17 protein-coding genes are annotated in these 23198 nt (G+C 64.6%); 12 read left to right on the forward strand and 5 right to left on the reverse strand.

The features are described 5' to 3' along the window. Positions 1–74: 74 nt before the first annotated feature. A complete protein-coding gene (gene recF / locus C7G61_RS03460) occupies positions 75–1214 on the forward strand; it encodes a DNA replication/repair protein RecF (RefSeq protein WP_108512618.1) in 1140 nt (379 codons plus the stop codon). Between the two features lie 138 nt (positions 1215–1352). Further along, a complete protein-coding gene (locus tag C7G61_RS03465) occupies positions 1353–3533 on the forward strand; it encodes a hypothetical protein (RefSeq protein WP_108512619.1) in 2181 nt (726 codons plus the stop codon). Positions 3534–3542: 9 nt separating this feature from the next. Here the strand turns inward: C7G61_RS03465 and C7G61_RS03470 are convergent, their stop codons facing one another. Next, the gene (locus C7G61_RS03470) at positions 3543–5423 is read right to left on the reverse strand and encodes an acyltransferase family protein (protein WP_108512620.1); all 1881 of its coding nucleotides are present in this window, start codon (positions 5421–5423) and stop codon (positions 3543–3545) included. A 336-nt stretch (positions 5424–5759) separates the two neighbouring features. On the opposite strand from C7G61_RS03470, the gene gyrB reads away from it, so the two are divergent. From gyrB to C7G61_RS03490, 4 genes are read left to right on the forward strand one after another with little or no spacing between them, the layout of a single operon-like run. Beyond that, complete coding sequence (gene gyrB / locus C7G61_RS03475) at positions 5760–8198, forward strand: DNA topoisomerase (ATP-hydrolyzing) subunit B (RefSeq protein ID WP_108512621.1); 2439 nt, start codon at positions 5760–5762, stop codon at positions 8196–8198. Positions 8199–8212: 14 nt separating this feature from the next. Further along, complete coding sequence (gene murA, locus C7G61_RS03480) at positions 8213–9511, forward strand: UDP-N-acetylglucosamine 1-carboxyvinyltransferase (RefSeq protein WP_108512622.1); 1299 nt, start codon at positions 8213–8215, stop codon at positions 9509–9511. 50 nt (positions 9512–9561) lie between these two features. Further along, the gene (locus tag C7G61_RS03485) at positions 9562–10962 is read left to right on the forward strand and encodes an MATE family efflux transporter (RefSeq protein WP_108512623.1); all 1401 of its coding nucleotides are present in this window, start codon (positions 9562–9564) and stop codon (positions 10960–10962) included. Continuing rightward, positions 10959–11432 carry a DUF2867 domain-containing protein gene (locus C7G61_RS03490; protein ID WP_108512624.1) on the forward strand — a complete coding sequence of 158 codons (474 nt, stop codon included), beginning with the start codon at positions 10959–10961 and terminating at the stop codon, positions 11430–11432. The genes C7G61_RS03485 and C7G61_RS03490 overlap by 4 nt, the downstream gene beginning before the upstream one ends. A 16-nt stretch (positions 11433–11448) precedes the next feature. Here the strand turns inward: C7G61_RS03490 and C7G61_RS03495 are convergent, their stop codons facing one another. Continuing rightward, complete coding sequence (locus C7G61_RS03495) at positions 11449–12546, reverse strand: FUSC family protein (RefSeq protein ID WP_190241657.1); 1098 nt, start codon at positions 12544–12546, stop codon at positions 11449–11451. Positions 12547–12681: 135 nt separating this feature from the next. Between C7G61_RS03495 and C7G61_RS03500 the strand changes: the two genes are divergently transcribed. Continuing rightward, positions 12682–14052: an MmgE/PrpD family protein gene (locus C7G61_RS03500; protein ID WP_108512626.1), complete on the forward strand. Its 1371-nt coding sequence runs from the start codon at positions 12682–12684 to the stop codon at positions 14050–14052. A gap of 119 nt (positions 14053–14171) precedes the next feature. Here C7G61_RS03500 and C7G61_RS03505 read toward each other — a convergent pair whose 3' ends face one another. From C7G61_RS03505 to C7G61_RS03515, 3 genes are all read right to left on the reverse strand, one after another. Beyond that, a complete protein-coding gene (locus tag C7G61_RS03505; RefSeq protein WP_108512841.1) occupies positions 14172–15602 on the reverse strand; it encodes a serine hydrolase domain-containing protein in 1431 nt (476 codons plus the stop codon). A gap of 150 nt (positions 15603–15752) precedes the next feature. Then, positions 15753–16811, reverse strand: coding sequence for an AraC family transcriptional regulator (locus tag C7G61_RS03510; RefSeq protein ID WP_108512627.1), 1059 nt, complete (start codon positions 16809–16811; stop codon positions 15753–15755). Positions 16812–16987: 176 nt separating this feature from the next. Then, positions 16988–17554, reverse strand: coding sequence for a GNAT family N-acetyltransferase (locus tag C7G61_RS03515; protein ID WP_108512628.1), 567 nt, complete (start codon positions 17552–17554; stop codon positions 16988–16990). A 129-nt stretch (positions 17555–17683) separates the two neighbouring features. On the opposite strand from C7G61_RS03515, the gene C7G61_RS03520 reads away from it, so the two are divergent. The 5 genes from C7G61_RS03520 to C7G61_RS03540 all read left to right on the forward strand — a co-directional run bounded on the left by C7G61_RS03520 (position 17684) and on the right by C7G61_RS03540 (position 23193). Beyond that, complete coding sequence (locus tag C7G61_RS03520) at positions 17684–18601, forward strand: pirin family protein (protein WP_108512629.1); 918 nt, start codon at positions 17684–17686, stop codon at positions 18599–18601. A gap of 63 nt (positions 18602–18664) precedes the next feature. Next, entirely contained in the window at positions 18665–19582 is a 918-nt protein-coding gene (locus tag C7G61_RS03525) for a phosphoribosylaminoimidazolesuccinocarboxamide synthase (RefSeq protein WP_108512630.1), read from the forward strand. A gap of 53 nt (positions 19583–19635) precedes the next feature. Continuing rightward, positions 19636–20076 (forward strand): VOC family protein, encoded by a 441-nt coding sequence (locus tag C7G61_RS03530; RefSeq protein WP_108512842.1) that lies wholly within the window; start codon positions 19636–19638, stop codon positions 20074–20076. Beyond that, positions 20073–20879 (forward strand): crotonase/enoyl-CoA hydratase family protein, encoded by an 807-nt coding sequence (locus C7G61_RS03535; protein ID WP_108512631.1) that lies wholly within the window; start codon positions 20073–20075, stop codon positions 20877–20879. Before C7G61_RS03530 ends, C7G61_RS03535 begins: the two co-directional genes overlap by 4 nt. Positions 20880–20994: 115 nt before the next feature. Further along, the gene (locus tag C7G61_RS03540) at positions 20995–23193 is read left to right on the forward strand and encodes an SLC26A/SulP transporter family protein (RefSeq protein ID WP_244608112.1); all 2199 of its coding nucleotides are present in this window, start codon (positions 20995–20997) and stop codon (positions 23191–23193) included. The last annotated feature ends 5 nt before the right edge of the window (positions 23194–23198 follow it).

Consider the following 23198-nt stretch of genomic DNA (forward strand, 5'->3'; position numbering starts at 1 on the left):
CCCGGCCATCCACGTCTTGGACGCAGCAAAGACGTGGATGCCCGGCACAAGGCCGGGCATGACGAAGGACAACCATGACCCCTTCCCGCATCCAACGCCTCAACCTCACGCACTTCCGCAACTATCGCGCGGCTAGCGTGCAGGCGCGCGGTGATGTCGTGGTGCTGGTGGGGCCGAACGGCGCCGGCAAGACCAATTGCCTGGAGGCGATCTCGTTTCTCTCGCCGGGGCGCGGCCTGCGGCGCGCGACGCTGGAGGATGTCGCCGACAACCAGGGCGACGGTTCCTGGGCGGTGTCGGCCGAGGTTGAGGGCGCGCTCGGGCTTGCCACGCTCGGCACCGGCATCGATGCGCCGGCCGCGGAGGCGGCGTCGACCAGCCGGCGCTGCCGGATCGACCGCGAGCCGGTGAGTTCGGCCACAGCATTCGGCGATCATTTGCGCATGGTGTGGCTGACGCCCGCGATGGACGGGCTGTTTCTCGGCGCTGCTTCCGAGCGGCGGCGCTTCTTCGACCGGCTGGTGCTAGCGATCGACAGCGAGCATTCCAGCCGCGTCTCGGCACTGGAGCGCTCGTTGCGCTCGCGCAACCGCCTGCTGGAAGTGCGCAACTATGACGACCATTGGTGCGACGCGATCGAGCGCGAAACCGCCGAGCTTGCGGTCGCCGTTGCCGCCACCCGCGGCCAGACCGTGACGCGGCTGGCGGCGATGCTGCGCGAACGTGGGCAAGCTTCGGCCTTTCCGTCGGCGCAGATCATGCTCGACGGCTGGATGGAAAACGCGCTGGTCAACGAGTCCGCGACCTCAGTGGAGGATCGCTACCGCGAGATCCTGCGTGCGAGCCGCGCCCGCGACGCCGCGGCAGGCCGCACGCTGGACGGCCCCCACCTCACCGATCTGCAGGTGGTCTATGCGCCGAAGAGCATGCCGGCGCGCGACGCCTCCACCGGCGAGCAAAAGGCGCTCCTGATCGGGCTGGTGCTGGCCCATGCCACCCTCGTTGCCGAAATGACCGGCATCGTGCCCTTGCTGCTGCTCGACGAAGTGGTCGCGCATCTCGATCCCAACAGGCGCAAGGCGCTGTTCGACGAACTCGCAAAGCTCGGCGCGCAGGTCTGGATGACCGGGGCCGATCCGGCCGCCTTCGTCGATATCGGCGCGACGGGCGAGATTTTCGACGTGGAATCCGGCCAAGTGAACCGTCGTACCTGAGCCGCCGCGGCTGACCCCATATAGGCCCGGTTTGAACCTATTCCTGCGCCGGCGCGACTAGTTTTCGGAAATGGCGTCAACGACGTCGCGGCCATTGCGGTCCTGCGGCCAGTACGCCGGCAAATACCGGAGACGAAAATGCCTGAGATCGCGCGCGAGATCGTCCCGGCCGGAAAACGCCTGCTGCCGCTGATCTTCCTGCTTGCTGTCGGCGCGCCGCTTGCGGCGAAGGCCGACAAAGGCATCGTGGACGTCCGCGCGCTGCCGCGCCTGGAAGGCGCCGTCGAAGATTCCTCGCGCACACAATCCTACAGCATGAGCTACAGCGTTCCGACCGTGGTCGCACTCTCGAGCACTGCTGCCAAAAAGCTGCTCGCCGCCGATGGCTGGATTCAATATGCGCGCCCCCTCGACGAGAAGAGTTCATCCCTGACTTTCAAGAAGGCTCAGCAGGGGCTGCGCGTTTCGTTCTCGCAAGGCCCCGGACGGCCCGACCAGTCGGTGGTATCCTACACCGCCGACCGGATCACCGCGAATGTGCCCTTCCCGCCCGATGCGACCGATGTCGTGTTCGACCAGAACCGCCCCTATCTCGGCTGCATCGCGCCGCTCGCGCTCGACGCGACACTCGATTTCTTCCGCAAGGAAATGACCGCGATCGGCTGGAAGCCGCTCGCTGCCGCCGATGCGGCGGCGCGCTGGCCCAATGCGGAGCTCAACGAGACGGCCCCAAACGGCGTCCGCGCCTATTACAGCCATGACGATGGCGATGGTTTCTACCGGCAGCGGCCGATCATGCTGACGCTGCTGCGCCGCGACGATGGCAGGACCGGCGTGGAAATCCGGGTCGCGCCGTTCGCACTGCCGGAGACGCTGGAGGCCGATTCCGAGATGGCCGGCCTGCCGCGGCCGAAGCCGACCAGGACCGCGAAGAGTCTCGGCGGCTCCGACTCCGTCCGCCGCGAGATGGAGGCCGCCGTCATCGCCGAGCTTCCCGCAACGCTTGCGTTCTATCGCCGCGAACTCGCAAGCCGCAACTGGATGGAAGAGACAGCCGGCGCGGCTGTTACGCCGGATAACGTCATACTGAATTTTTCATCACCCGAGCAGACCGCGACGCTGAAGCTCAGCCGCAAATACGACCTGACCATCGCCAGCCTCACCACGCAGATGAAGGAGGCGGCGCTGGCCGCGCGCGCCAGGGCGAAGAAAGAGGCCGACGCGAAGTTCATGAGCGATGCCGCCGCGATGGCAAAGCAGGTCATCGCCGCCGATGAAGCGCGGCGGGTGGCGCAGGCCACCGGTCTATCGGATGAGCCGTTGCGCGCGCTTGCCGACAGTTCGACCCCGGTGCCATTGCCGGAGAACGCGGAAAACGTGAAATTCGACGGCGCCGACGGCCGGCTCGGATTCGATTCCGCCTCCAGCGTGAGGGCGATCGCCGCATTCTATCGTAGCGCGCTGAAATCGCAGGGCTGGAAGGAGCGGCCTTCGGTGATCAACCAGGCCAACATGGTCGTGATGGACTTTTCCAAAGGCGGCAAAGCATTCTCGCTCACCGCCATGCAGATGGGACCCAAGGTCAAGGTCAGCGCCGATGGTACCGGCCTGGTGATGGCAAACGCCAAGATCGCCGCCAGGGCTGACGGATCGAGCACTCAAGCCTCCAATGAACCGGAGGCCAAAGCCGCCGACGAGGTTCTCGAAGCGGAGGCTGATTCACCGTTGCCGGTGCCGAGCAAACGCACCATGCGCACGATCGGAACCGGAAAGATGCCCGGCAGCGACGCCCCGTTCCGCAGGGAGCTCGAGGCCAGCGTTCCCGCCACGCTCAATTCGGTGCTGGTCTTCTATCGCAGCGAACTCGGCAAACGCGGCTGGCAGGAGACGGCGGAAGGCGCCATCGTGAAACCTGACCAGGTGCAACTGGCGTTCACCTCGCCCGACGGGCCGGCGACGCTGAAACTCAGCCGCAGCAAGGGCGCGACCTCGATCAACCTCGCCCAGAAATATCCGGCCGCAGCCGGGAAAGCGGACGTCGTACCGAAGCCCGGCCAGTCCAAACTGATGTTCGGCAATATCGGCAAGAGCGACGCCACCGTTTCGATCAATAAGCAGACGATCAAGATCGCGGCCGGCGCCGGCGGACCACAATCGCCAAGGCCTCCGATGATCGATCTGCCGCCGGGCAAATACCAGTATGCGCTGAAAATCGCGGGCGGGCCGGCGCGCAACAACCAGATCGAGATCGGCGCCGGCGATACCTGGGGCGTGATGATCGGGCCCGGCGGCGACGTGCTACCGCTGCAGATGTATTGAGCGCGTACCCTATCTCGGCTTGCTCGCCTCGCCGACGAGCAAGCGGTCGATGATGGATGCGATCAGAAAGACCGATCCCTTTTCAGTGATGTGCACCTGATCGCTGACGGAGATATCCGCCGCCGCATCGCCAATGCGGGTCAGGCAACCCTGCGCATTGCAAAAGACGTCCGACGCCGAGATGAATTCCGCTCCCAGCGGCTCGAGCCTGGCGCGCATCACCGCATCATAGGCGGTCGGAGGTGCGGCATTCGGCGAACGTTCCGGGATCAGCGCGCGATGAAGGATGAAATACCTGAGCACCTCGGAGGGAAGCCCGCGCCGCCACGTCGGTACCCCGCCGAGAACGACGACGCGTGCGTTGGTCTCCTTCCTCAGCGCGACCACGGTCTCAGCCACGTTGTCGAGATGCTTTTCCCAGGTTCCGTGCAACAACACGACGTCCGGGCTGATCTGCCGGACGAGCGAAAAGACCTTGTCATTCATCGCGCGGCAATTTGGCATGCTCGCGATGTCGGCATTCAGCGCCGGAATGCAGGAGCTGGAGGTCAGCTGCGCAATGCCGAAATTTCGCGCTTCCTGAGCCTTGCGCAGGCCGGGCAGCAGCGCGCCGGCTGTCGAATCGCCCCAGATCAGGACCAGCGGACGCCGATCGCGCTCAACGCAAGTTTCGGCAAACGTCGTTTCGCGGCTGAGATCGAGCAGACATTCATGAAACCGCCACTTGAAGCTCTCCGTCCGCACGCTGGCCATGGCGCGGATTTCCGGCGGCAGCCGGAAGTCGAAGCCGCGGCCCCAAATGACGGCAATACCCGCAACCGCTATCATCGCCATGCCGGCCCCGAGGCTGAACATCTTGCGCCGGTTCGGGAGGCCGAAACGGAACGGTATCTCGACAAACCGGTAGGTCGCCCAGGCCAAGAGCGCACTCGCAAGCAATATCAATTGGCGCTCCGGCAGCGTCAGCGGACCGAATTTGATGATCCCGCCGAACACCAATAGCGGCCAGTGCCAAAGATAGAGCGGGTAACTGATCAGCCCGATCCATACCAGCGGCGGGCTTGCCAGCACGACCCGGTTTACCCACGCCGCAGGCGCGGATAGCAGAAGCGCGCTGCCGGCAACCGGCAGCACCGCCCACCAGCCCGGAAAGGCGCGGTGGCTGTCGAGAATGACGGCTGCAACAGCGATCAGCGTCACGCCGATCCAGGCGCGCCGGCTGCTCGCCACGCTGGAATGATTGACGTTGATCCAGCCGCAGGCCAGCACCGCGCCAATCAGCAATTCAAACGCGCGCGTGAACGGCAGATAGAACGTCGCGATCGGATTTGAGCCGATCAATGCCACGTTGAGCAGGAAAGAGGCGATGCCGAGCATCGCAGCCATCGCCATAATGCTCATTCGAAAGCGAGCTGCGAACATCAGCAGCAGCGGCCAGAACAGATAAAACTGCTCCTCGATGCCGAGCGACCATAGATGCAGCAGCGGCTTCTTGGCGGATTCGACGTCGAAATAGCCGGACTGCAGCAACAGCGCGATATTGGCCAAAAACGCCGCGCTGGCGAAGCTATCGCTGCCGAGCTGCACAAAGGCCTCTGGCAGCATCCAGAACCAGCCCAGCGCCAACGTGGCGCAGAGCACCACGATCAGCGCCGGGAAGATGCGCCGGATCCGCCGGTTGTAGAACTCGACCAGGCTGAAACGGCCGAGTTCCAGTTCGCGCGTAATGATGCCCGTGATCAGAAAGCCCGAAATCACGAAGAACACGTCGACGCCGATGAAGCCGCCCGGCATGGCGTCCGGGAACGCATGGAAATTCAGGACCAGCATCACGGCGACGGCCCGGAGGCCGTCGACATCGGGCCGATATTTTGGTGAAGGCTTGGACAATGGAACGCTAACCCGGGATCGCTGTTGACGGCGGACAACGACTACAAGCTGCCGCGCCGCCTTTCTCTAGCAGGTCCGCGGCGGCATGCCATTTCCCGCCGCAACGACAGCCAAAAATCCGCACCCCGAGGGCGCAGAATCAGCCGTAGAATCGCGCTTTTCGAGAGCGCCAGAATCGGCCCTCGGAGACCTTGAAAAAGGGTAAAAAATCGCCATTTATTCAATGACTTGTTGAGGGAGAGATTGCGCTAGGCGCGATGCCTCTTTCATGGCACAAATAGACCAATCAGCGCCTCATATTGCGCAGCTGATTCGGGACACCCGCGAAGGCCTCACATGACAGAACCTGCCCGGCAGACTCCTGCCGAAACTGAGCATCCCATTCCGGTCGAATATGGCGCGGAATCGATCCGGGTGCTGAAGGGGCTCGACGCCGTGCGCAAGCGGCCGGGCATGTATATCGGCGACACCGATGACGGTTCCGGCCTGCACCACATGGTCTACGAGGTCGTCGACAACGCCATCGACGAAGCGCTCGCGGGCCACGCCACCGCGGTGGAAGTCATCCTCAACGCTGACAACTCCGTGACGGTGCGCGACGACGGCCGCGGCATTCCGGTCGACATCCACAAGGGCGAAGGCATCTCCGCGGCGGAGGTCATCATGACCCAGCTCCACGCCGGCGGAAAGTTCGACCAGAACTCCTACAAGGTTTCCGGCGGCCTGCACGGCGTCGGCGTCTCCGTCGTCAACGCGCTGTCCAGCAAGCTGCAGCTGCGTGTCTGGCGCGACGGCAAAGAGCATTACATCGAATTCGCCCATGGCGATGCGGTCGCCCCGCTCAAGGTCGTCGGCGACGCCAATGGCAAGCGTGGCACCGAAGTGACCTTCCTTGCATCCACCGAGACTTTTACCAACGTCGAATATGATTTCCCCACGTTGGAGCATCGCCTGCGCGAGCTCGCGTTCCTGAATTCCGGCGTCAATATCGTGCTGTCAGACATGCGCCACGCGGTCGAGAAGCGCGAGGCGATGCGTTACGACGGCGGCGTCGAGGAATTCGTCAAATATCTCGACCGCAACAAGAAGGCGATGGTGCCTGCCCCGATCATGGTTCGGGCCGAGATGAACGACATCGGCGTCGAGGCCGCCTTGTGGTGGAACGACAGCTACCATGAGAACGTGCTGTGCTTCACCAACAACATCCCGCAGCGTGACGGCGGCACCCATCTCGCCGGCTTCCGCGGCGCGCTGACGCGCCAGGTCAACGGCTATGCCGAGGCCAATGCCAAGAAAGAAAAGATCGCGCTGACCGGCGACGATTGCCGCGAAGGCCTCACCGCCGTGCTGTCGGTGAAGGTGCCGGACCCGAAATTCTCCTCGCAGACCAAGGACAAGCTGGTGTCCTCGGAAGTCCGCCCCGTGGTCGAGAACGTACTCAACGAGGCGCTGGCGGCGTGGTTCGAGGAGCATCCGAGCGAGGCGAAAGTCATCGTCGGCAAGGTGATCCAGGCGGCTGCCGCGCGCGAAGCCGCCCGCAAGGCGCGCGAACTGACTCGCAAGAGTCCCCTGAGCGTCTCCTCGTTGCCCGGCAAGCTCGCCGACTGCCAGGAGAAAGACCCGGCCAAGTCGGAACTGTTCATCGTCGAGGGCGACTCGGCCGGCGGCAGCGCCAAGCAAGGCCGCAACCGCGAATTCCAGGCCGTGCTGCCGCTGCGCGGCAAGATCCTCAATGTCGAGCGCGTCCGCACCGACAAGATGCTGTCAAGCGAGCAGATCGGCACGCTGATCACCGCGCTCGGCACCGGCATCAGCGACGATTTCTCGGCCGACAAGCTGCGCTACCACAAGATCATCGTGATGACGGACGCCGACGTCGACGGCGCCCATATCCGCACGCTGCTGCTGACCTTCTTCTACCGGCAGATGCGCGAATTGATCGACCGCGGCCATCTCTATATCGCGCAGCCGCCGCTCTACAAGGTGACGCGCGGCAAGTCCGAGCAGTACCTTAAGGACGAGCGCGCGTTGGAAGATTATCTGATCTCAACCGGCCTCGACGACTGCGTCTTCAAGCCAGCGTCAGGCGCAGAGCGTGGCGGCCGCGACCTGCTGTCGCTGGTGGAAGACGCGCGCATCATTCGCGGCATCCTGAACAATCTGCACAGCCGCTATAACCGCAAGGTGGTCGAGCAGGCGGCGATCGCGGGCGTCCTGAGCCCGAAGATCACCGGCGACATCGCCACCGCCAATGCCGCCGCCGACTACATCGCCAGGCGGCTCGATGCGCTGGCCGACGAGGTCGAGCGCGGCTGGATCGGGCGCTTCACTGAAGGCGAAGGTTTTGCTTTCGAGCGCACGGTCCGCGGCGTCAAGGAAGTCGCCATGATCGACGACGCCCTGCTGGGTTCCGCCGACGCACGCAAGCTCGACGATTACGCGGTGAGGTTACAGGAGTCCTACCCGCGGATGGGCGGTGTGTTGCGCCGCAAGGATGCGGAGACCGCGATCCATGGGCCGGTCAGCCTGTTCGAGGCGGTGACCGACGCCGGCCGCAAGGGCGTGGCGTTGCAGCGCTACAAAGGTCTCGGCGAAATGAACCCCGGCCAGCTCTGGGAAACCACGCTCGACACCAACGAGCGTTCGCTGCTGCAGGTGAAGATCAAGGAGGTCGACGAAGCCGACGACATCTTTACCAAGCTGATGGGTGACGTGGTCGAGCCGCGCCGCGAATTCATCCAGGATAATTCGCTCAGCGCCAATGTCGACGTGTGAGGCATCGAGCGCCCGTGTCACCCATTCAATACATCGTTGAAGGCGGCCACCGGCTCGCGGGCACGATCGAGCCGTCCGGCAACAAGAATTCTGCGCTGCCGATCATCGCTGCCGCCCTGCTCACCGAGCACCCGGTCACGCTGGAAAACGTGCCGCGCATCCGCGACACCGAGACGCTGGTCGAACTGATCCGTTCGGTCGGGGCCTCGGCCGAATGGAGAGAGCGCAATACGTTGGCGATCCACGCCAAGGAAGTTCGCGCCGCGGATCTCGATCCCGAACTCTGTGCCCGGATCCGCGCCTCGATCCTGCTGGCCGGGCCGCTGCTCGCCCGCTGCGGCGAGGTGGCGCTGCCGCCGCCCGGCGGCGATGTCATCGGCCGGCGACGTCTGGACACGCATTTCCTCGCCTTCGAGCAGTTGGGCGCCACCGTCACCGCGACGCACCGGCTCGAATTCCGCGCGACCAAGTTGAGGGGAGCCGACGTATTCCTCGATGAGCCCAGCGTCACCGCGACCGAAAACGCGCTGGTCGCAGCCGTCGCCGCCCACGGCACCACATTCTTGCGCAACGCCGCCTCCGAGCCGCATGTGCAGGACCTCGCGCATTTCCTGGTCGCGCTCGGCGCGAAGATCGAGGGCATCGGCACCAACACCATCATCGTGCACGGCCCGGCGACGCTTGGCGGCACGAACTATTCCATTCAGCCCGACCATATCGAGGTCGGCTCCCTGATCGGGCTCGCCGCGGTAACGCGCTCGCCGCTGCGCATCGCGAAAGCCGGCGTCGAGCATCTGCGCTCGATCCGGATGGGCTTTGAACGGCTCGGCATCGTCTGCGGCGTCGAGGGCGACGACCTCGTGGTGCCCTCGGGCCAGACCATGAAAATCCACGACGATTTCGGCGGTCACGTGCCGAAGCTGGAGGACCAGCCCTGGCCGGCCTTCCCGGCCGACCTGATGTCGATCGCGATCGTCACCGCCACGCAATGCGACGGCGTCATCCTGATGTTCGAAAAGATGTTCGAGTCGCGGATGTTCTTCGTCGACAAGCTGATCTCGATGGGCGCCCGCATCGTGCTGTGCGATCCGCATCGCGCGATCGTGGCCGGCCCGAGCCGGCTGCGCGGCGCGGCGATGATCTCTCCCGACATCCGCGCCGGCATGGCCATGCTGCTGGCGGCGGTGGCTGCCGAGGGCACCAGCACAATCAACAACGCCGACCAGATCGAGCGCGGCTATGAGCGCATCGAGGAACGGCTCAATGCACTCGGTGCAAAAATCACCCGCGTGCCGGCACGAGACGGTGGCTAGACCCTGCGCGCAGTCACTTTTCTGACCTTCGTCGGTGTTAGTCCGTTGCAATGCTCGAAAAAGTCGAAGCCACATCAGTCGCGCCGCCCGATTCCACAGTGGTGCCCGGACGTCATCTCGCGCTGGAACTCGCCGAAACGCTGAAGCTCGCAGTTCCGATCGCGCTGACGCAGCTCGGGCAGATCGCGATGATGACGACCGACATTGCCCTGATCGGCCGCCTCGGCACCGAGGCGATGGCGGCAGCCACGCTGGCGCATACGGTTTTCTTTGTCAGCTTCACCTTCGGCATGGGGCTGGTATCCGCGGTAGCACCCTTGGCGGCGCAGGCGTTCGGCGCGCGTGATCCGCGTTCGATCCGGCGTTCGCTCCGCGTCGGCCTGTGGGCCGCACTGCTGATGTCGCTGCCGATGATGGCGCTGTCATTCCGCGGCGAACCGATCCTGTTGGTGCTGGGCCAGGCGCCGACGGCGGCGCGCCTCGCGCAGGAGTATCTGTTCGGGCTGACGTGGAGCATCCTGCCGGGGTTGTGGTTTCTGGCGATCCGCGGCTTCATGAGCGCGATCAACCGGCCTGAGCCGATCCTGTGGATCACGCTGGCAGCGATCCCGGCCAATGCGGTGCTGGTCTATCTGTTGCTGTATGGCGCGTTCGGCCTGCCGGAACTCGGCCTGTTCGGCGCTGGGCTGGCGACCTCGATCGTCAATCTCGGCACGTTCCTGGCGGGCCTGTGGTTTGCCGCCCGCCGCCGCCCATTCCGGAAGTATCACGTGCTCGGCTATTTCTGGCGCGTCGACTGGAAGCTGATGCGGCAACTCGTCGTCATCGGCGCGCCGATCTCTTTCTCGTTCCTGCTCGAGTATGGCCTGTTCGGCGCCGCCGGTCTCTTGATGGGCGTGATCAGCACGACGGCGCTGGCGGCGCATCAGATTGCGCTGCAGGTCGCCGCCATCCTGTTCATGGTGCCGTTCGGCATCGGCATGGCCGCCACCGTGCGGGTCGGCCATGCCGTCGGCCGCGGCGACGCGGGCGCAGTCCGGCGCGCCGGCTACGTTGCCACCTGGCTCGGCATCGTGCTCGTCGCGGTTCTGACAATCGCCGTGATCGTCAGCCGCTTTAGCATTGCAGAGATTTTCCTGGGCGAGAGCACCGACGCGACGGCCGAACTTTCCGCGACGCTGCTGCTGGTCGGATCGACTTTCTTCATCGCCGACGCCATCCAGACCGTCGCCGCCGGCTCGCTGCGCGGCATGAACGACACGCGCGTGCCGCTGTTGTTCGCGATCCTCAGCTATTGGCTGATCGGTTTCGCCTGCGCCTGCTGGCTCGGTTTCTGGACGCCATCGGGCGCCGTCGGCGTGTGGATCGGGCTGTCGATCGGAACCGCCGTCTATGCCGTGCTTCTGCTCTTGCGCTTCCGTGGGCTCACGAGCAAGCTTGGGTTCCGATGAAAGTCCGCGAGATCACCCCCTCCGCCGATACCGATACGCTGCTGGCAGGCGCCCACTTCGCCGACGCCTTTCAAATTGAAATCGAGGATTGTGATCTCGACGCGAGGCGAGCCGCTGAACGCATGATGGCGCGTCAGCCGCGATGGGCCGAGGCGCTGTTGTCGTTGCGCAATTTGCTGGTCGCGCCGCTGGGACTGAAGACATCGGGTGCGGGCATGGTCCCGCCCAGAGACATGATCGGGATATTTCCGGTCGTGAGCCAAACGCCGGACCGCCTGATCGCCGGCTTCAACGACCGTCATCTCGATTTTCGCGTCGTCGTCGACGTGACGGCGCCCGGCGGCATCAGGCAGGTCACCGCAACGACGCTGGTCAAGACGCACAACTGGTTCGGCGGGACTTATCTGGCGATCATCATGCCGTTTCACCGGCTGATCGTGCCGGCCCTGCTGCGCCAGGTTGCGGCCTGAGGCTGACCAACGTGAATCAAGATGGTCGCGGTGCCTCGCGCCAATCCTGATGACAGCGATCCAGATCGTTCAGATTCTGCCGCATCTGCTCCAGCGAAAATCCCAGCGCGAAGAACCGCTCCGCGACATCGACGGGCACGCCGCGGATCAGGCCCTCGCTTCGCAACGCGGCGACTTCGGCGGCATAGGCCTGCAGCGCCGCATCGACGGGCTGAATGTCCACGGTGCCGCTGCCGCTTCGCAGGGATACAGCCGCCGCGCGCATATAATCGACGATCGCGCTGCTGACATTGGACAGTGGCCGCGCCAGCCTTGCCTGCACATTGGCCGGCAGCGGCACCACGCTGGCGCGCCCGATCATCACGACATCGTGGCGCAGGCGCTGGACGGTGCGCAGCAATGGGCCGGTATCGGGTCCCGACGATAAATGCGTCGCGCGCTCGCGCTCGGCTTCCAGGCCGGTCGCGTGGAGGCTCGCCATCGCCGTGCCGATCCCATCCTGGATACGGTGCAGGGCGTCGTTGTCGAGCCCGCGCGTCAAGCCTGCGAGCAGTTCGGCGAATGCCGCGGCCAGCAGTTCCAAAAGCTGCGCCGCATTGATGCGGATCTGGCTGATCGCCCGCGATGGCAACACCAGGAACGAGACCACAAGCCCGGTGAGCGCGCCGACGGTGACCTCGCAGAGCCGGTCGATCGTGGAATCCAGCGGATTGGCGTGGTTCATGGCCGGGACCAGCAGCACGATCACGGCCGTCACCGTGGCGGCGCTCAGGCTGGGATTGATGGCCCCGATGAAGGCCATCGGCGCCACCGCCAGCACCAGCAGCGCCAGCAATCCCCCCTCGCCGGAATGCGGGACCAGCATCGCGATGGTGCCGCCATAGACTGCGCCGCCGACCGTCCCGACCATGTAATCGCGGGTCGCTTTCAAGGAGCGGCCGACGCTCATCTGGGTGACGATCAGCGAGGTCAGCACGGCCCATAGCGGCAGCATCAGATGCAGCGCTCGGGCGATCGCATAGGCCGCGACGGCGGCAACCGCGAGCCGGACCGCCAGCGCCAGTTGCGTCTTACGGCCGCGGAGCGATCCAAGCATGCGTTTTGCGAAGGCCATCATGCGCCGCATTCCGGAATCTGTAGACCGCGCCTGTGCTAGACGACGCCGAGCATGGCTGATGCCCGCGGCCGGAAGGCGGCTTGAAAGCCAAAATCAGCCCGCCTACCCTGCGCCGCAAAACGAGGAAACACGATGGCCAACGAAACCGCAACGCTCGCAGCCTATGTCGCCGACCTGAAATTTGCGGATATCCCGCCGGAGGTGCTGGAGCGCGCCAAGGTGCTGACGCTGGATTTCCTCGGCAGCACGATCCGGGCGCGGCGCGATGCGGAGTCCACGGCATCGCTGCTTGGGATGCTCGAGGCGCTGGCGCTCGACGGCAAGGGCGAGTCCACCGTGTTCGGCGACAGCAAAACCTGGACGCCCGCGGTCGCCGCTCTCCTTAACGGCGCGCTCGGCCATTCGCTTGATTTCGATGACACCCATGCCGACTCCTCGCTGCATCCGAGCGCGCCCGTGGTGCCGGCGGCGTTCGCGGTCGGCGAAATGGTCGGCGCATCGGGGCGCGACGTCCTGACCGCGATCGTGGCCGGCTATGAAGTGTGCTGCCGGCTCGGCAACGCGCTCGATCCCACCTCGCATTATGCGCGCGGCTTTCATCCGACCGCGACGGCGGGAACCTATGGCGCGGCGGCGGCCGCGGGCAAATTGTTCGGCCTGTCGAAGGACCAGATCATATCGGCCTTCGGCGTGTCCGGCAGCCAGGCCGCGGGCTCGCTGCAGTTTCTGGTCAACGGCGCCTGGAACAAACGCTACCAGGTCGGCGCCGCCGCGATGAACGGCGTCATCGCCGCCACGCTGGCGCGCAACGACTTTGTCGGTTCGAGCGAATCGGTCGAGGGCAAGCATGGCCTTCTGGTCGGCTACAGCGACGACGCGCATCCCGACAAGGCTGTCGCCGGCCTCGGCAAGACCTATGAGACGCTGAAGATTGGCGTGAAGCCGTATCCAAGCTGCCGCTACACCCATGCGGCGCTGGATGCGCTGATCGCGATGCGCCGGGAGCACAATCTGACGCCCGACCAGATCAAGCGCGTCGAGATCGGTCTCCATCGTAACGGCATCACGCTGACCGGCGACGCCGCCACCAAGCGGCATCCGACGTCGATCGTCGGCGGGCAGTTTTCGATGTTCTTCACCGGCGCGCTGGCGCTCGATCAGGGCAGCTTCGGCTGGGACGATTACGACCGGCTCGGCGATGCCGCGGTCAATGCGCTCGCCGACAAGTTCGATGTGGTGCAGGACGACCGCCTCGAGGTCGGCCGCACCCATCCATTCGGCGCCCGCGTTTCCATCACCACCGATGACGGCGTGCATGAGCGGCTCTATGCCGATCCCTCCGGCGAGCCGAACTCGTTTCCGGACGCGCAGGCGATGCAGCAAAAATTCCTCACGCTCGCCCGCCCCGTGCTGAACGGTCGCGCCGACCAGCTCGCCGACGCGATCCTGTCGCTGGAGCGATTCGATCGCGTCGAGAAGGCCACGCAGTTGGGAAGGCAGTAGCACTCAGCACGTAGCCCGGATGGAGCGCAGCGCAATCCGGGATCAGACCATCCGCTGACATACCGCCCCCGGATTTCGCTTCGCTCCATCCGGGCTACGCATCTCAGCAGGCGTGCGGGTCAATTGCCGCCCGCCAGCTTCCCCTTGCTTCCCATCGCCGCAACCACATCGCGCACCAGCTCGAACACGCCGTCGGCCTCCGGCGGCCAGTTCGGCGAGCGGCCGAGCCGGACGATCACAAGCCGCTCGGAGGGCACGATGATGACGTACTGCCCGATCGTGCCCTTGGCGAAGAATGCATCGCGCGGCCAGCCGTGTTCGGTGCGGTAGCTGGCACCAAAGCTATCGCCGAGATTGGTCCAGAATCCCGCGCCCTGCCCGACCCAGGCGTTCGGCGTCGGCGTCGCCGAATATTTCACCCAGCCTTCGGGGAGGATGCGTTTTCCGCCGGCCGTGCCATCATTGAGATAGAGCTGGCCGAAACGCGCCCAGTCGCGCGCGCTGGCCAGCAACTGGCTCGACGCTTCCGCATTCCCCGCCGCGTCGAATTCGAGCGTCACGTTGCGCATGCCGAGCGGGTCGAACAATTCCTGCCGCGCGAAGCGCATCATGTCGACCGCGCGGCCGCCGGTGGCCTGGCGGATCAGATGCGCGAGGATGACGGTATTGCCGTCGTGATAGTTCCACGCTGCGCCTGGCACTGACTCCAACGGCATGCTCTTCGCATAGGCGGCCATGTCGGGCTCCATGAATTTCATCCGATTGACCGGCTCGAGCGCGGATGCCAGCGACGCCTGCAGCGAACTGCCGAGCCCGAGCCCTGCGGTGTGACGGATCAAATGATCGAGCGTGATGGCGCGCCTGGCGTCGCCAGGGCCTTGCCACGCCGCGATCGACACGGGCTCATGCAGCCGCAGCGCGCCCTTGCGCACGAGGATGCCGGCGAGCGCCGAGATGACCGATTTGGTCGCGGAGAATCCGAGCAGTGGCGTATCGATGCCGATGCCGTCGGCATAACGCTCGGCAACGACGCGCCCATCCTTCATGACCACGATCGCCCGCGTGTTGCGCGGCGTCGATTTGTCCGGCTCGGCAAAGGCGCGGTCGAGCGCGGTAGTCAGTTGCGGCGTTTGCGGCGCGACGATGGATGGACCGGCGATGTCAGGCAGTAGCGCCGCCTTTGCTTCGGGCGCCGGCACCGAGATATCGGCGACTGTGCCACCGTGATCGAGATAGCAGCCGAGGCCCTCGCCACGATAGACGGCGTGGCTCCGGCCCAGGCCGAACAGCGTCACCGTGACGTCCTTGCGCGCGCGGTCGACGCGATAGTCGAGCGCCCAGGCGATCAGCCCGGTGCCGGGCATGGCCGACATGGTCTCGGCGAACACACGCGCGGGATCGAGGCCGGAGACGAAGGTCTCGGTGCAGACCACGTTGGCGACGAAGCCGGTCGCGACTTTTGGCACGTCGCGGGCGCGGGCGGCTGTTAGTGCAAGCGCGCTCAGCGCGGTGGTGCCGGCGAGGATGAGGATGAGATTTCGTCTGGTCACATTGGCCTCCGGCATGACGCATCAGCGCGTTGCCGGGAAGGATGGCGATGCGGCCGCCGCTTGCTCGCCGGATTTGGAATTCGCGCTGGCCGAAAGCTCAACGCGCCTCGCCGATTCCGAAATTCTGTCACAGTAACAATGGGATGAAGATTAGGCCGCGGTCGCCTTGAGCCGGCGATATTCAGTCGGCGTGACGCCCGTGATAGCCTTGAAGGCGCGGTTGAAGGGCCCAAGCGACTGGAAGCCGGCATCCATCGCGATCGTGATCACTGGGACTTCAGCCTGACTCGGATCGGCGAGCGCCGCCTTGGCTTCCGCGATCCGGTGCTCGTTGAGGAACACATTGAAATTGCGGTAGCCGAGCCGCTGGTTGATCAGCCGCCGCAATCTGTACTCGGGTGTCCCGAGCTTGGTCGCCAGCGTGCCGATGGTGACGTTGTCGTGGCGGTAGATGCGCTCGTCGCCCATCAGTCGCATCAGCGCGTCGATCAGCTTTTGATCGGCGCCGGATTCGACCACAGCCGCTTCGCTTGCCTCGGCCTGAACCTCAGGCGCCGCCGGAAACAGGTCGGCACCATCGACGCGCATCATCGCATAGCAGATCGCGGACACCACAGCCGCCAGAACGGCTAAATTCACCGTGTTGGCGATTTCAGCGCCGCCGCTGCCGGACATGGCGATTTGCAGCACCGCATTCAGCCCGCCATAGAGCGCCGCAGCGCTGACGATAAAGACGCGGACGCTCCGGCGGCGTTCGACCAGATCCGACGGCCAGGAGGCGACGGTCTGCGTAACGGCCAACGCGATGAAGCCCAGTGCGATCAGATTGATCGCGATGATGGACAACCGCGCGCCGGATGCCGGCGCTATCCAAATGCAATTGACGAAACTGAAAGCTGCGACCGCCGCCCAGACCAGCGCATGCCACCAACGCAGCCTGAACGTTTCATCGAACAGCGCACGCGTAAACAGCCAGAACACCACGACATTGCCGGTCGACAGCGCGAGCACGGGCGCATGCGCGATCGGCGCCGGCGATGTCGCGCCAATCGAATAGCTCACGGCATGCGCCGCCGACCCCAAGGCGAAGGCGGCGGCCAGCCGTCCGGCAAGCGCCGTTCCAAAACCTCGAAACAGCGACGCCGCCAGCACCAGCAGCAGCGCCACGGTGGCGCCGCGCAAGGCGATGTCGATGGTCGGAAGCATCATCCGGTCGGGTCCGTCCGCGCGGTCATCCGCGCACGATGAAACTAGAGCATTATCGGTTCTGATTGAATCAGAACCGAAGCTCTAGATTCCTGTTTTGACGCGTTTTCTTCACGCGAACCGGTACCCACTTCGCTCGAAAACGCTATAATGTGAATCGTCGCCTGGTTCAAATTACCTCAGCCCTTCCAGGTCGCACGTGAAGTTACCCAGCGCTCATTGGACTTGCCGAATAGATCGACTTCGCCATCCCTCCGCGCGCCCAGTCGCCGCGCGACGCTCTTGGACGGTTCGTTGCTGGCTTCGATGCAATAGATGATCTCGCCGATCTCAAAGCTCGCGAACACCCAGTCGATCGACGCCCGCGCCGCCTCCACGGCGTAACCCTTGCCGCGGTATGCGCGGTCGATGCCCCATCCCACCTCGAAGCCCGGCCATCCCGGCGGGCACCACGGCCCGACGCGGCCGATATATCGGCGGCTCGATTTCTCCTCGACGGCGAACATACCGAAGCCGTGCAGCGCCCAGTGCCCCGATATCACGGCGGCGTTGCGCCAGCCGCCGATCTCAGTGGTAATCGCGATACCGTCGGGCGTGATGTAGCGCGCGGTGCCGGGATCGGACAGCATCGCCGTATTCACCGCAATGTCGTCACTGCGCCATGGCCGCAGGATCAGGCGCGCGGTCTCGATGACCGGGCCATCGACCTTCAGGAGCTTCGCGCCGGGCTTGAGCGGAGGGATCATGGGGTCATTCTCCTATGTCGTCCCTGCCTAGTGCGCAATTGCGCACTAGGCAGGGACGACGTGTGGAGGCATTTGAACCCAATCGGGCATTTCCTGTTATACTCGCGCAAAACATCAAGGAGCCCTCCCATGAGCTGGCAACCCTCCAACGATCCCGTGCTCGGCGATCCCAAGACCTGCGACGCGCTCGAGCTCATCATCGTGCCGCGCACCCGCGATCTCGGCGATGGATTTGCGGTGCGCCGCGCGCTGCCGCATGGCAAGCGGCAGATGGTCGGGCCGTTCATCTTCTTCGATCATTTCGGTCCCGTTCAGTTCATCGCCGGCAAGGGCATGGACGTGCGCCCGCATCCGCATATTGGCCTTGCCACCGTCACCTATCTGTTCGACGGCTCGATCATGCACCGCGACAGCGAGGGCAACATACAGGAGATCCAGCCCGGCGCGATGAACCTGATGACAGCAGGGCGCGGCATCGCGCATTCCGAACGCACGCCCGACGTGCAGCGCCGTGACGGCCAGAAGATGCTGGGCCTGCAAAGCTGGATCGCGCTGCCGGCGGGATCGGAAGAGATCGCGCCGTCGTTTCAGCATTACGCCGCCGAGGCGCTGCCGACCGTGAAAGAGAGCGGCTTTACGGCGCGCATCATCGCAGGCCACGGCTTTGGCGTGAAATCGCCGGTCAGCATGGTATCGCCCTGGTTCTATGGCGAAGTGACGGCGCAGGCCGGGACCAGCGTCCCGCTCGACCCCGACCATGAAGAGCGCGCGATCTATCTGGTCGACGGCGAGGTCGAGATTGCGGGCGAGCGCTATGAGGGTCCCCGCCTCCTGATCTTCCGGCCGGGCGACCGCATCACCGTGAAGGCCGTGAGGCCTGTGCGGATGATGTTTCTGGGCGGCGACGCACTGGAGGGGCCGCGGCACATCTGGTGGAATTTCGTCTCCTCCAGCAAGGAGCGGATCGAGCAGGCCAAACAGGACTGGAAAACCGGCCGGTTTGCAGCTGTTCCGCAAGAACATGAGTTCATTCCGCTGCCGGAGTAGGCTATTGCTCCGCTTTCTCATTTGCACGCTTGCGCAGGCGTGCCGTTTCGAAAGCCCGATCGAATGAACGCGATGCTCGCCAGCGACTTGCCCCTGCCACGGATCGGCCGCGGCAAGGTGCGCGATATCTATGCCGTCGGCGATGACCGCGTGCTGCTGCTCACCACCGACCGCATCAGCGCGTTCGACGTGGTGATGGCCGAGACCATTCCGATGAAGGGTGCGGTGCTGACCCAGATCAGCGCGTGGTGGTTCCGGCAGCTCGAAGGCGTGGTGCCGCATCACATGATCAGCGCCGATGCCGACGAGATTATCCGTCAGGTACCCGAGCTGAAAAATCACCGCGCTGACATTCTCGGGCGCGCAATGCTGTGCCGGCGCACCACCGTGTTCCCGGTCGAATGCGTGATCCGCGGCTACATCTCGGGCTCGGCCTGGAAGGAGTACGCCGCATCCGGCACGCTCGCCGGCGAGGAGTTGAAGGATGGTCTCGTCGAAAGCGAGAAGCTCGACGCGCCGATCTTCAGCCCGGCCACCAAGGCCGAGACCGGCCATGACGAGAACATCACGGTCGCGCGCGTGCGTGAGATTTTGGGCGCCGACGTCGCCGAAAAACTCGAGAGCATGGCCCGCACCGTCTATAATTTCGGCGAACGGATTGCCCGCCATCAGGGCATCATCATCGCCGACACCAAGTTCGAGTTCGGCCGCGCGGCGGACAACCGCATCATCCTGATCGACGAGGTGATGACGCCTGACAGTTCGCGGTTCTGGGCCGCCGACGTCTACAAGCCCGGCCGGCCGCAGCCCTCCTTCGACAAGCAGCCGCTGCGCGACTATCTCGACGCCGAGCGCCGCGCCGGCCGCTGGAACGGTGACGCCCCACCCCCGCCGCTGCCCGACAGCGTGGTGGATGCGACGAGCAAGCGGTATCTCGAAGCGTACCGTCGGGTGACGGGGAGTGAGCTGGAGGTCGCCTAGGCACCAAGCGATCCGAACCCTGGAAGCGATCCTCCGCGCGGTTGAGGATGAATATGGCTGAAGCAAACGATCCGCCCGTTGGTGGAGCGGGACAGACAATTGGCCAAGTAGCTCTCGTGGTGCGAGATTACGATGAGGCAATTCATTTCTATGTCGATGTACTTGGATTTACTCTGATCGAAGACACGGCGATTCCCGCACAAGCCAAACGCTGGGTCATCGTGGCGCCGCGGGGTTCAATCGGGTCACGCTTGCTGCTCGCGCGGGCCGTCGACGACGAACAGGCGTCCCGCATTGGAAATCAAACCGGAGGCCGTGTATTCCTGTTTCTCTACACCGATGATTTCTGGCGCGACTATCACGCCTACAAGGCCAGGGGCGTCATCTTTGTCCGAGAACCAAAGGCAGAGAGCTACGGCACGGTTGCCGTCTTTAGGGATCTCTATGGCAACCTGTGGGACCTACTTCAACCTAACGCGGGAGCGCAGACATGACCGAAGCCGATAGCGTGCTCGTCGAACGCGATGGTCCCGTGACCATCGTTTCCATCAACCGCCCGCATTGCCGCAACGCCGTCGATGGCGCAACCGCGCGGAAGCTCTACGACGCCTTCCTCGCCTTCGATGCCGACGAGAGCGCGTCCGTCGCCGTGTTCACCGGCACCGGTGGTTATTTCTGCGCGGGCGCCGACCTCAAGGCGGTGGCGGCGGGCGATCCTAACAAGAAGCGGGAGCTCGGCGGCCACGATTCGATCGCGCCGATGGGGCCGAGCCGGCTGCGGCTATCAAAGCCGGTGATCGCCGCGGTCGAAGGTTTTGCGGTGGCCGGCGGGATGGAACTGGCACTGTGGGCGGATATGCGCGTGGTCGCAGACGACGCGACCTTCGGCATCTTCTGCCGCCGTTTTGGTGTACCCTTGATCGATCTCGGCACCATCCGCCTGCCGCGGCTGATCGGGCATTCGCAGGCGATCGACCTGATCCTCACCGGCCGCCCGGTCGGCGCGCAGGAGGCGCTGCGGATGGGGCTCGCCAATCGCGTCGTCGGCCGCGGCGAGGCCGTCGCGCAGGCGATCGCGCTGGCGCGGGAAATCGCGCGCTTTCCGCAAAAGTGTCTGCGCGCCGATCGGCTGTCGGCGCTGCGGCAATGGGACCTTTCCGAGGAGGAAGCCATCGCCAATGAAATGCGCGGCGGGTTGGAGGTGATCGCCTCGGGCGAAACGCTGTCGGGCGCGACACGGTTTGCCTCCGGCGTCGGCCGCCGTGGCGCGTTCGGCGGCGACGGGGGGACCGACTGACGGCCGCGCAGCCATGTGCTTCCTTTAAGAGCCCGGTTGTCATAAAATTGTTGTTGTCGTCCCACGCCGGCCTCGTCTACGACTAACGCGCTGAATTTTGGGGCTATTTTTTCGCGTGATTAGTCGATCAACTTATTTCGGCTCGCGGGCAAAGCGGGCCATCAATGATATTGTTGGTGGGAGCGCGGCGAGCGTCCTCAGCATTACATTCGGCCTGTCCTATGCGTTGCTGATCTTCACGGGGCCGCTGTCGCCGTATTTGTCCTACGGCATCGCGGCAACCTTCATCAGTACTGCCGTGATTGCGACCATCATCGCGCTTGGCAGCTCACTGCCATTTGCAGTCGCCGGCCCCGACAGCTCCACTGCGGCAGTGACTGGAATTCTGGCCGCATCGCTGGTCGAGCGCATCATCGCAACCGATCCGTCGGCGCCGCTGCTCACGCCTGTCCTGGTCACGCTCGGCCTCTCGACCATCGTCACCGGCATGGTGCTGTGCGGCCTCGGCCTGACCCGGATGGGCCGCGCCATCCGCTACGTGCCCTATCCCGTCGTCGGCGGCTTCCTGGGCGCGACCGGGCTGCTGATCGTGTTGGGTGCGATCCGCGTGATCACCGATCATCCGGTGCAATTCAGCTCGCTACCTCGGTTCACCAATATCGTCACAATATCGGAACTGGCCGCAGCCTGCGCGATGGCGCTGGTGCTGTATTTGACCTGGCACCGTTCGCGCGGCCCGTTCGGCCTGCCGATCATCCTGATCGGCGGCGTGATCGTGGCGCATCTGGCCTTCTGGATCATCGGCATCTCGCCGGAACAGGCCCGCGCGACCGGCTGGACCTTCGGGCCTCCGCCGCCGTCGGCGTTCATGCTGCCTTGGCACCCGGACGCGCTTGCCCAATATCCCTGGACCGCGGTACCGGACCTGCTCGGCAATCTGATTGCAGTGGTCTTCGTTGCGGCGGCCAGCACGCTGTTCAACACCACCGGCATCGAGATCGCGGCGCATCGCGAAGCCAATCTGGAACGCGAACTCAACGTCACCGGCTTTGCCAATATCCTGGCCGGGGCGCTGGCCGGCTATGCCGGCTGCATCTCGGTAAGCCGCACCATCCTGAATTTCAGCAGCGGTGGCAGGGGCCGGCTGTCCGGCCTGACGGCCGCGGCCGTCTCGCTGCTAATGCTGGCGATTGCGCCCGAGTTGCTCGGCTACATGCCGAAATTCGTGCTGGGCGGGCTCCTGCTCTATCTGGGCGCGGACCAACTGCACAAATGGATTATCGAGTCGCGCAAGCGCCTGACCAAGACTGAATACGCGTCGCTGCTGGTGATCATCGTCATCATCGTCCAGTGGGGCTTCGTGCCGGGCATTCTGATCGGGATCATCTTCGGCTGCGCGACCTTTGCGCTCAGCGCGGCGCGGATCGAGGCGATCAAGTTCAGCTTTGACGGATCGGAGTATCGCAGTTCGCTGGACCGCTCGCGCAACGACCAGAGGGTGTTGCTGGCCCATGGCGGCAAAATCCGGGGGCTGAACCTGCAGAGCTATCTGTTCTTCGGCTCCGCCGACCGGCTCTATCAGCATGTCAAGGCGCTGCTGCAGGAGCAGCCGGAGTGCCGTTATCTGCTGTTCAACTTCAAACTCGTCACCGGCATCGATTCGTCGGCAGCGTACAGTTTTGCCCAGATCAAGCGCAGCGCGCACGATCTCGGCGTCCATCTGGTGTTGGTGCATCTGTCCGCCACCGCCGAGAAGGTGCTGCGCTCGAGCGACTTCGTCACCGATGGCGTGACCATGATCGGCGAACTCGACCATGCGCTGGAATGGTGTGAGAACGAGATCATCATGCAGCATCAGGGGCTCGCGCAGGAAGCGGCCAACCTGCGCGACTGGTTCACCCAGATCCTCGACAGCGAGGGCGACGCCGACGAACTGATCCGCCGCTGCCACCGCATCGAAGTCGATGCCGCGGAGATCATCGTACGCGCCGGCGATACCGCCGATTCCATGCATTTCATCCTCGACGGACGTGTCGGCATCATGGTGCCGGCCGATGACGGCCGCACCACACGCGTCCGCAGCCTCGGCCGCTACACCACGATCGGCGAGATGGGCCTCGTCTCGCACGCGCCGCGCAGCGCGACGATCCAGGCCGAGGTGGCCAGCGTGCTCTACGTGCTGAATACGCATCAGTTCGAGGCGATCAAGACCGACGTCCCCGAGTTGAGCCAAAAGCTCCTGACTTACTTTGTGTCCGTGATGGCGGAGCGGCTTTCCTTCGCCAATCGCACGATCGCGGTGCTGCGGCGTTAGCGAGA

Source organism: Bradyrhizobium algeriense, assembly GCF_003062295.1.
Taxonomy (GTDB): domain Bacteria; phylum Pseudomonadota; class Alphaproteobacteria; order Rhizobiales; family Xanthobacteraceae; genus Bradyrhizobium; species Bradyrhizobium algeriense.